Source organism: Mesorhizobium sp. M0244 (genome assembly GCF_040321795.1).
GTDB lineage: Bacteria > Pseudomonadota > Alphaproteobacteria > Rhizobiales > Rhizobiaceae > Mesorhizobium.
Map to the genome: position 1 here is coordinate 1 of NZ_JAMYSE010000156.1, position 8,721 is coordinate 8,721.

9 protein-coding genes and 2 pseudogenes are annotated in these 8,721 nt (G+C 61.6%); 7 read left to right on the forward strand and 4 right to left on the reverse strand.

Annotated features, from left to right (window positions below; genetic code table 11):
* The first annotated feature begins 133 nt into the window (after positions 1 to 133).
* Entirely contained in the window at positions 134 to 475 is a 342-nt protein-coding gene (locus NKJ08_RS37455) for a hypothetical protein (protein WP_352707587.1), read from the forward strand.
* Between the two features lie 116 nt (positions 476 to 591).
* On the opposite strand, the gene NKJ08_RS37460 is transcribed toward NKJ08_RS37455, so the two are convergent.
* Together NKJ08_RS37460 and NKJ08_RS37465 are read right to left on the reverse strand one after the other, a co-directional pair.
* A complete protein-coding gene (locus NKJ08_RS37460; RefSeq protein WP_352707585.1) occupies positions 592 to 1,002 on the reverse strand; it encodes a hypothetical protein in 411 nt (136 codons plus the stop codon).
* A complete protein-coding gene (locus NKJ08_RS37465; protein WP_352786202.1) occupies positions 999 to 1,679 on the reverse strand; it encodes a nucleotide-binding protein in 681 nt (226 codons plus the stop codon). Before NKJ08_RS37465 ends, NKJ08_RS37460 begins: the two co-directional genes overlap by 4 nt.
* 445 nt (positions 1,680 to 2,124) lie before the next feature.
* On the opposite strand from NKJ08_RS37465, the gene NKJ08_RS37470 reads away from it, so the two are divergent.
* The 5 genes and pseudogenes from NKJ08_RS37470 to NKJ08_RS37490 all read left to right on the forward strand — a co-directional run bounded on the left by NKJ08_RS37470 (position 2,125) and on the right by NKJ08_RS37490 (position 7,614).
* Positions 2,125 to 2,532, forward strand: a complete 408-nt coding sequence (locus NKJ08_RS37470) for a plasmid mobilization protein (protein WP_352707581.1) — start codon at positions 2,125 to 2,127, stop codon at positions 2,530 to 2,532.
* The gene (locus tag NKJ08_RS37475; RefSeq protein WP_352786204.1) at positions 2,529 to 2,675 is read left to right on the forward strand and encodes a hypothetical protein; all 147 of its coding nucleotides are present in this window, start codon (positions 2,529 to 2,531) and stop codon (positions 2,673 to 2,675) included. The genes NKJ08_RS37470 and NKJ08_RS37475 overlap by 4 nt, the downstream gene beginning before the upstream one ends.
* Before the next feature lie 111 nt (positions 2,676 to 2,786).
* On the forward strand, positions 2,787 to 4,769 hold the full coding sequence (locus NKJ08_RS37480) for a relaxase/mobilization nuclease domain-containing protein (protein ID WP_352786206.1): 1,983 nt from the start codon (positions 2,787 to 2,789) through the stop codon (positions 4,767 to 4,769).
* A 335-nt stretch (positions 4,770 to 5,104) separates the two neighbouring features.
* A pseudogene (locus tag NKJ08_RS37485) lies at positions 5,105 to 6,440 on the forward strand (IS701 family transposase).
* 175 nt (positions 6,441 to 6,615) lie between these two features.
* The gene (locus NKJ08_RS37490; RefSeq protein ID WP_352707577.1) at positions 6,616 to 7,614 is read left to right on the forward strand and encodes an NAD(P)H-dependent flavin oxidoreductase; all 999 of its coding nucleotides are present in this window, start codon (positions 6,616 to 6,618) and stop codon (positions 7,612 to 7,614) included.
* On the opposite strand, the pseudogene NKJ08_RS37495 reads toward NKJ08_RS37490, so the two are convergent.
* Both NKJ08_RS37495 and NKJ08_RS37500 read right to left on the reverse strand, forming a co-directional pair.
* A pseudogene (locus NKJ08_RS37495) lies at positions 7,602 to 7,739 on the reverse strand (transposase); the annotation flags it as partial. The gene NKJ08_RS37490 and the pseudogene NKJ08_RS37495 overlap by 13 nt on opposite strands.
* On the reverse strand, positions 7,732 to 8,388 hold the full coding sequence (locus tag NKJ08_RS37500) for an IS5 family transposase (protein ID WP_352786208.1): 657 nt from the start codon (positions 8,386 to 8,388) through the stop codon (positions 7,732 to 7,734). The pseudogene NKJ08_RS37495 and the gene NKJ08_RS37500, both read right to left, overlap by 8 nt.
* A gap of 148 nt (positions 8,389 to 8,536) precedes the next feature.
* Between NKJ08_RS37500 and NKJ08_RS37505 the strand changes: the two genes are divergently transcribed.
* On the forward strand, positions 8,537 to 8,721 hold a 185-nt coding region (locus tag NKJ08_RS37505; RefSeq protein ID WP_352496236.1), incomplete at its 3' end, for a transposase.

Genomic DNA, 8,721 nt, shown 5'->3' on the forward strand with positions numbered 1-8,721 from the left:
TTCGTCTGCCCCCTGCCCCCGCGCCGGGGGGGTCGCTAAAAACACCTCGCCCAACGCCCACCCACCCCCCCCCGGCCCGCGGGGGCCCGCCCCGGCGGCGCCCCGGGCTCCCCACCGGCAAAAGGAGGTTGCAATGAGCCGCTATACTATCACTGTCACTGGCACCGTCATCGGAAAGGGCCACTCCGATCCAGACGCTGTCATCGGCTACGACCTACCGCTTCGGACCTACTTCCTGCAAGCGTTCCCGCACGAAGAAACCGACGAGCCCCGTCTTTGGCTTGGCACCCGCGATCGCGCGTTCGAAGCGCTTGACGATCTTCGCCATGCAGCCATCGCACACGGCTACGACTTCATGCCGTTGTCGCCCAAACTGGCGGCAAAGCTGGTCGGCGACAAAGCGGCAGCCAGCGGGCGTCCGGTGCGAGACACAATCTTCGGCCAGATGCTGAAACACCTCAACCAATCCAAGTAGGCAAACATCTCAGGGCCCGCGACGGAACACTCCGTCGCGGGCCCTTTTTTTGCACGTTGCAAAAGAGCCACGAACATCACCCGTCACGGCATGCGAGAGCGACTCAAAACCGCCGATTATTCCTTCGGCAGTTTGTGCTTATGAATGCGGATATAATCCTGCACAGCCTTTCGCAGCAGTTCGGTCATGCTGTGGCCGTTGCTGATCGCCAGCAGCTTGAAATGGCGCTGCTCCGCAGCCGTCAGGTAATACCCGCAGCGGATCATCTCCTCGTCGCGAATCTTCTTGCCGGCTATCGGATCCTTTTTCTGACCCTGCCGCAGCAGCTTGCGAAAGTCAGGGCTTGCACCCGATGCCGGCTCGGGCGTCTGCGACATCGCCGATCCGACATTCGGCTCCAGCTTCTGCGCCTCGATCTTCGGCGATGAAATGAACATGCTCGGCAGTGCCGGCGGCTGCGTGGAAATCGCCTTCATCATGCGGGCTTTCTTGTCGTCACCGGGTTTCGGTGCGGTTTCTTCACTCATGCCGCGTTCCTTGTGGCTTCGATGAAGGTTTGCAGAAGGTCGTCGAAGACCCCTTCGCTCTCGGCAATCGCCTTCGCGTCAGGCACCTCGGGGCTGTAAAGGGTCTGCCCCGTCTGAAGGTCGCGGTAGGCAACGCGATTGTGCAGGACGTGTTCTGCAATGGGCGTGCCGTTGGCCTGGATGATGGTGCGCAGTTCGGTCAGGGCTCGCGCCCTGCCATCGATGATGGTCTGCTTGGTCAGCACGAATATCGCAGGCAACGGTTTACCCCGGCTCCCGACCGCCAGCGGAATATAGTGGTCGGTGATCTGGATAGCGGCGGTCACATCGTCGAGGGCAAAATAGACCGGCACGACGACAATGTCGGCGGCGAAGAGCCCGGCCATGAGGTTGTCGTTTGTGGTGCCTTCCGTATCGATCAAGACGACCGAGCGTTCACCGTTGTGAGTGGCTGCCGCGCGAAGGATTTCCTGCGGTGTCATCGCGCTCACCATCGTGAGCCTGTCAGGACGATTGCCAGCTTCGCCCAACATCTGGAACCAGCGGTTCATGTTCTGCCGCCGGTCGCCGTCGATAAGAGTGACCGAATAACCCCGGTGCAGCGCGACGGATGCGAGGGTGCGCAGCATCGTCGATTTGCCAGTGCCGCCCTTTGGGATCGCAGCGGAGATGATCATGGGGCCTCCTTCCGGCATTGTCTCCTTGTTTCCATGTTAACATGGAACAAGTCAACATGGAACAATATCACGGTAGAGACATGGTGACATAGTCAACGGGGAAGACTGGTTTGGCAACCCAGGCGCGCACCAATAAGAGCTCGTTCACGGTGCGGTTTTTGCGCAGCTGCTATCTGCAGCGAAGGAATAGGTCCGGTGGCCCATCGACTGCGCATTTCCGACTACGCATTTCCGACTACGCATCAGTCCTCAACGCATCATAGACACACTACATCAAGTCACGATGGAAACACATCGCGACCGGCCCGCTGCGGTTGACAACTGGGCTGGTGAGAAAGGAACGTCGGCTTTGTCCTTTTCTTGGCAGGATAGCCTATTTTGTGATACACACAAAATAGGCGGCGCGGCCCTGTCGGGCCTTAGCGCCCGCAAGCGGGCTTGAGAGATGGATGCAGGCGCCCAGAAAGCAGCGGTACAGAACGCGTCACGGCGCTACGGCGAGGTGACGCACATCCGATTTTCGGCTGACGAGCTGGCCAACCTTAAAGCCATTGCGGAGCGGGACGGCGTTACCGTCAGCGAGGTCGTGCGGCGTCTTGTGCGGGCAGAGGCCGGGTATCTGCCTATCGCGTCAGAGGCGTTGCGGCCGGCGATCGTGGACATGACCGATCAGCTGCGGCGCGTCGGCGTCAATTTCAATCAGGCCGTGCGCGCGATAAATGACGGCCGTGTTGCCCACGATGAGGATCTTGAACAGGCGCTGGTCGCCGTGGGCAACCTGGTGCGGCAGTTTCGCGAGGAACTGAAGGCGATGACTGGCGGGTCACGCAAGGCGAGGGTGGCCAGGCCATGAGCGGTCGTCTTGCTGGCTACGCGGCCGAAATCGAACGCTATCTTCGAGGCGAGTCCGGCGTGAAGCGTGAGGAGCTGGACGACGACAAGTCCGTCACGGGCGCCCGCCGCGAGGTCGGTGAATTCCAGGCGATGAAGAGCTAGGAGCGGACCGGTGGCGGCGGACGCCTCGGGCAAGGAGGCGGCTCGACGGCAGGTGGCGGCAGGAGCGCCCATCGTTCGTCGCCGGGAGGATTGGGGGCGGCGGGGAGCTCCATGTCCAGCAGGGCACCGAAGTCCACTGCTGCTGCGAGTTCGCCCAAGGCCGCTAGCGCGCCGATCATGATCTATGGCGTCACGCTCGCCGGTTTCCGGCCGGAAGAGGAGGAGGAAGACTGGAAGCGGCGCGGCGGCGGTGGTCGTGGTGCTGTTCGTCCGAGCGGTACGGCACGAGCGGCGCGGACGGGCTATCAGGCGCGGGCCGTGGCGGCACGGGCAGGCTATGCGGCGGGCGCGCAGCCTGCCGTGTTCAAGGTCATGCCCAATCCGCCATCGACCAAGGAAGCTGCCGCCCGGCTGCTCAATTACATCGGGAAGCGCGAGGACGAAAAAGGCGAGAAACACGACATCGAGATTTTCGACGAGGACGGGCAGGTGCTTGCGACAGGTGCCGCAAGAAAGGCGTTCCTGGAATCGTTTTGCGAGACGTTCGAACCGCCCTTGGAAAACACCAATTTTATCGAGGTTCGCTTCGATCTCGCTAGCGAGGTGACCGATGCCGCCTTGAGCGAGGCGCTGAGCAAGGCCTTCGGGGCAAAACCGTTCATCTATGCGCAGGATGGACAGACGGTGGAGGTTTACGCGCATACCGATGAGCGGGCCGGACCGCTTGCCAAGGTGCTCGCCGGCGGTCGGGAAAAAAATTCGCGCAGCAAGGCGCTCGACAAGATCGAAGCGCGCCTGTCTGAAGCCATGGGCGAGGCGGGGGTGGTCGCCAAGGCAGAGGTAACGGCGGCCGTGAGCCGTGAACCCAAAGCGAAATATTTCCTGCAGAAGTTCATCCGCACCCACAGCCACATCCGCCACGCAAATGGCGAGCCTGTGCCTGCTGTGAAAAGCTCCACCAAGGCGGCGGCTTCGATCTATGAACAATGGCGCCCGCAGTTTTCGGGGCGTGAGCGCCGCAATGCCTATCACCTGCTTTTCTCGGCAAGAGCCGGCACCGATGCCAACGCCGTGATGGCCGCGGCGCGCTCCGTGCTCGAGGAGCGCGCGCCAGGATACAAGTTCGTCCTGGCGCATCACAAGGACACCAAGCACGTCCATATCCACGCGATGGTGCAGGCACGGTCAGCCGACGGCGAGCGCCTGAAATTCTACAAGCCTGATCTCGCAGCCTGGCGCGAGACTTTTGCGGAAAAAGCACGCGAGAACGGCATTGCGATGGTGGCGACGCGGCGCATGGATCATGCGATGACGCGGCCATTCACGAAGGAGCATGCCGGAGCCTACAGCCGTGCACAGAGCGATCCGCGCTATCAGGTCAGCGCCAGGACAATCGAGAGAGTGGAGGCCAAGCGGCAACGCCGTTTCGATATGCAATCGCTTGTCGTGAACGGCGATGCAATCGCTGCCGCATGGCAAAAGACTGTGACGACGATGCGGACTGCGGGCATAGTCGGACAGGCTCTCACGGCAGCGGAGTCGATCGGCAACAATTTTCTGCGGTTCCGTGGCGATGGGACAGGGGAAGGGCAGCCAGGTCCTGGCGCGGGTCGCGGAGCTGATCAATCGGGGCAGAAGTCTTTTCTGTCCCATCCCGGTATGAGAGAATTGAATGCACTGATAGGAGATTTGGACATGGCGCAGACCCCCTTGGAAATGCGGCGTCAGATGGCCCGCGTCAATCAGGCTCTCGACAACATGCGCGAGACGCTGCCGCCGGCGCATCAAGGTCAGTTCGAACAGTATCGTGAAGAGGTGAACGACAAGATGCACGACCGTCTCGCGCGGCTGCAATTCGAGCGGCAGCAGCAGCGTCGTGGTGGTGGCGGTGGCGAGCCTATCCCCGAGCGCGAGCCGCGAGGGGGAGACCTTCCAACTCGGGACGATCCCCGCGAGCCGGAGCAGCCGCGCACCGGCACCGAGCAGGAGAAGGTGGCAGCCAAGCAGAAGGACGCCAACAAACAGAAGGCACGGCAGTCGGAAGAGCAGGACCGCAAGACCCAGCGCTCAAATGATAAGGATTACGAGCGCTGAGCCGAGCTCACTGCCGCCTGCGGCTAAAGAGACCGAGAGTGTTAGTGACCTCATGTGCCGAGGCCCATTTGGCGCCTACGAGGTTCAGGATGATGGCCACGCAGATCTCACGCCGCGCATGATCTTGAAATCTGCTTCGTGCCGCATTGCTGGATGGACTGAAGCTAAGGCTGTGACAGGCTGGTTTTCAGGTCGGTCCAGGTAACCGCAGCGCCATTGGATCGATCGGTGACGGGCTCAAAGCCCGGTCGTAAGTTTGCTGATGGGTTAGTTTAGCACTACTTTGGCAGATTTTGGCGGGCGAGCACTTTCAGGATTCCCAAGAGGCGTCTTCGGTGATTCATAGGAGGTCGGCTTTTGGAGGGGCCGGCCATGGATGGGAACTGGCAAGCTGATCTGGCGCGCTGGCTTGCGCCGTTTGTCGCGGCGCTAGGGCACAAGACGCGGGCGCGGATGTGTCCTCTCTATGTCGCGGGTTTGATTGGTCCAGGAGACCGCAAGAGCGTTCAGCCGATGGCGGCGCGCGCTGGCGAGGTCGGCTACGATCAGCTTCATCATTTCGTCGCTGCCGGAGTTTGGGACAGTGCTCCACTCGAGGCTGCCCTGCTGAAGAAGGCAGATGGCCTGGTTGGCGATGAGGCGGGTTTTCTTGTCATCGATGATACGGCGTTGCCCAAGAAGGGACGTCACTCGGTTGGCGTCGCGCCACAATATGCCTCGTCGCTCGGAAAGACTGCCAATTGTCAGTCGCTGGTCTCGGTAACCTTGGCGTCGCGCGAGGTGCAGGTGATGGTGGGCCTGCGGCTATTCCTGCCCGAGAGCTGGACAGATGATCCTGAACGTATGGCGCGGGCTCGTGTGCCGAAGGATAGACAGACTGCTCTGACAAAGCCGGAGATTGCAATCGAGGAGGTCGACCGCGTCATCGCCTCCGGTGCGCGTTTTGGCTGTGTGCTTGCCGATTCAGGGTACGGCTCCAGCGGACCCTTCCGTCAGGCTTTGAGTGAGCGCGGTCTGCTGTGGGCAGTGGGTCTGTCGCGACGCCAGAACGTCTATCCCGCCGACGTTGCCCTGATCTTCCCCGTCGCGAAGGCCGGAAAGCCCCGCAAATACCACATCCCTGATCAGCCCCCGGTCTCGGCTGAAACGTTGTTGGCCGAAGGGAAATGGCAAAAGGTCAGCTGGCGGCGGGGCACCAAAGGTCGGCTGACCTGTCTCTTCGCGGCCCGTCGTGTCCGTGTTGCGGATGGCCATAAGCACCGGATGCTCGATAACCGTATGCAATGCATGCCTGGCGACGAGGTTTGGCTCGTCGGCGAGCGGCGGCCGACCGGGGAGCAAAAATACTATGTGTCGAACCTGCCGGCCGATGCCACCATCAAGACGCTCGCTGCCACGATCAAGGCCAGGTGGATCTGTGAACAGGCCCACCAGCAGCTCAAGGAAGAGCTTGGGCTCGACCACTTCGAAGGTAGATCCTGGACGGGATTACATCGACATGCGTTGATGACGATGATCGCCTACGCCTTCCTTCAATCCCGCCGCCTCAAAGCAGCGGGACGGAAAAAAAAGAGTCTCGGGACCGCCACCACAGCCAAGCATGCCGGCCATCAGGCAAGCGATCCTCGACATCTTCGCACGACCTCCACCCCGACGATGTCCTCGCTGTGACATGCTCCTTGCGAATATCCCAGAGCCTAAAGTGCCAAAGTAGTGTTAGGGTCCGGACTCATAACCGTCGGTCGACTGCGCTGGCGGCTCTGGTTGCCGTTAGTCGCGGGCGCTGAGCGGGGCTCGATAGGATCAACCGAACCTGCGATACTCAAGGCAATCTGTTGGAGTGATGATGCGCATCGTAACCCGTCTCACTGATCGGCTTAAACTGCAGCATCCGATCATCAGCGCGCCGATGGCATTCGCATCGGGCGGGGAACTCGCAGGTGCGGTCAGTACAGCCGGAGGGCTTGGGCTTATCGGCGGCGGCTATGGCGACGCTGATTGGCTGACGCGAGAGTTCGAGCGATCTGGCAACCGACCTGTCGGCTGCGGCTTCATAACTTGGTCACTCGCCAGGAACCCGCGCCTACTCGATAAGGCCTTGGAGCGGCGACCAAGTGCGATTTTCCTATCCTTTGGCGACCCGGCGCCTTTTTCGCCGGCGATACGGGCCGCCGGGGTCCCCTTGATCTGCCAGGTCCAGAGCCTCGACGACGCGCGCCGCGCTCTTGATGCCGGAGCCGACATCGTCGTCGCCCAAGGCGCGGAAGCCGGCGGTCACGGTGAGAAGCGAGCGACATTCACATTTGTTCCGGAGGTCGCGAACTTGGTACGGCGACGGGCGCCGGACACGCTCATCTGCGCGGCCGGTGGCATCGCCGATGGTCGTGGGCTTGCAGCGGCGCTGATGCTTGGCGCTGATGGCGTCGTGATGGGATCACGTTTCTGGGCCTCGTTGGAGGCTCTCGTTCATCCAAATCTGCACCAGGCTGCCCTTGCCGCGACCGGAGACGACACGGTTCGAACCTCGGTGATGGACCTAGCGCGCCGCCTGGATTGGCCATCGCGGTTTTCACTGCGCGTTCGGAAGAATGCTTTTACGGAAGCCTGGCACGGCAATGAGGCCCATCTCCTTGCCGACATTGACGCGCAGTCCGCTGCCTACCGGGAAGCGTGGGCAAGCGGCGATCCCACAATAGCCGCGATCATGATTGGTGAGGCCGCCGGCCTCATCCACGACATCGAGCCGGCGAGTGACATACTCCTTCGCACCGTTTCTGAAGCGATCACCCTGCTTCAGGGCGCAAGTTCGCTTCTGTTTGTCGAGGACAACTGTCACAGCCAGTAACTGACCGTAGCGGCTAGGCAGACGGCAGCGAGGAAGTTCGTGGCCGATCGATCGTATCTGGTGGCGATGCGGCGCAAATCCTTGAGCCGTCCGAACATGCGCTCGATGGCGTTGCGATCACGGTAGAGGAACGGGGAGAAGCAGTTCTTCCAGCGCCGGTTGGCTTCGGCGGAATGTTCGGCATCGCCGCTTTAGCCTAGACCTGTGGCGAATGGCATTGGTATCATAGTCCTTGTCGGCGTGCAGGATCGGGCTCTTGGGCATCTGCTCCAGAAGCAAATCTCCGGCGCTGCAATCGGAGACCTGGCCACCGGTCAAGAGGAAAGCGATCGGGCGGCACAGGCCATCGGTCAGGGCGTGGATCTTCGTGGTTCGCCCACCGCGCGACCGGCCGATCGCCTGATTTTGCTCCCCCCTGTGCCGCCAGAAGCGCAGCGATGCGCCTTCACGGCCGAAGAGGTCGATCAGGACCTCAGCCGGAGGACCGCCAGCCGAGGCCAGGGCGTGGAAGATGTCGACCCAAACGCCTTTGGCAGCCCATCGGACAAAGCGATTGTAGAGCGTCTTTCTCGGCCCGTAGACTTGCGGGGCATCGACCCAGCGGCCGCCGGACTTGAGGACATGGACGATGCCGCCAATCGCTCGGCGGTCATACTCTTGGCTTGCCGCGCGTGTCGGTTGGCAGCAGCGCCTGCGGCCGCGAAACCTGCTCCCTCCGTCAGCCAGAAATAATCGCGATTCATCTGTGGCCTCCCTTTGGAGACCGTGACTCATAAAACCACTGTCAGTGGAATCCCTTTATGGGTCCGGATCCTAGCCTGAAAAATTCATGGGGGTTGGTGGATGTGGCGCAAGCCGTTGAAAAACGTAGGATTTGGTTGCTTAAGCCGATCCGAACCATTTCCCGGAGACCACACCCACCATGAACGATCTTGCGCTGCCGCTGAGCGGTTTGTCATCAGTCGGCGGCAAGTCCGTCGTCGCCCGTTTCGACGGCGGCATGCTGTCGTCCAACAGCGGCGTTCTGGCCTTGGCCGAGGTGGAAAAGCGGTTGCGGGTGGCCGAGCGTCTGGCGCGTTGCATCGACGATCCGCGCTGCCCGGACCA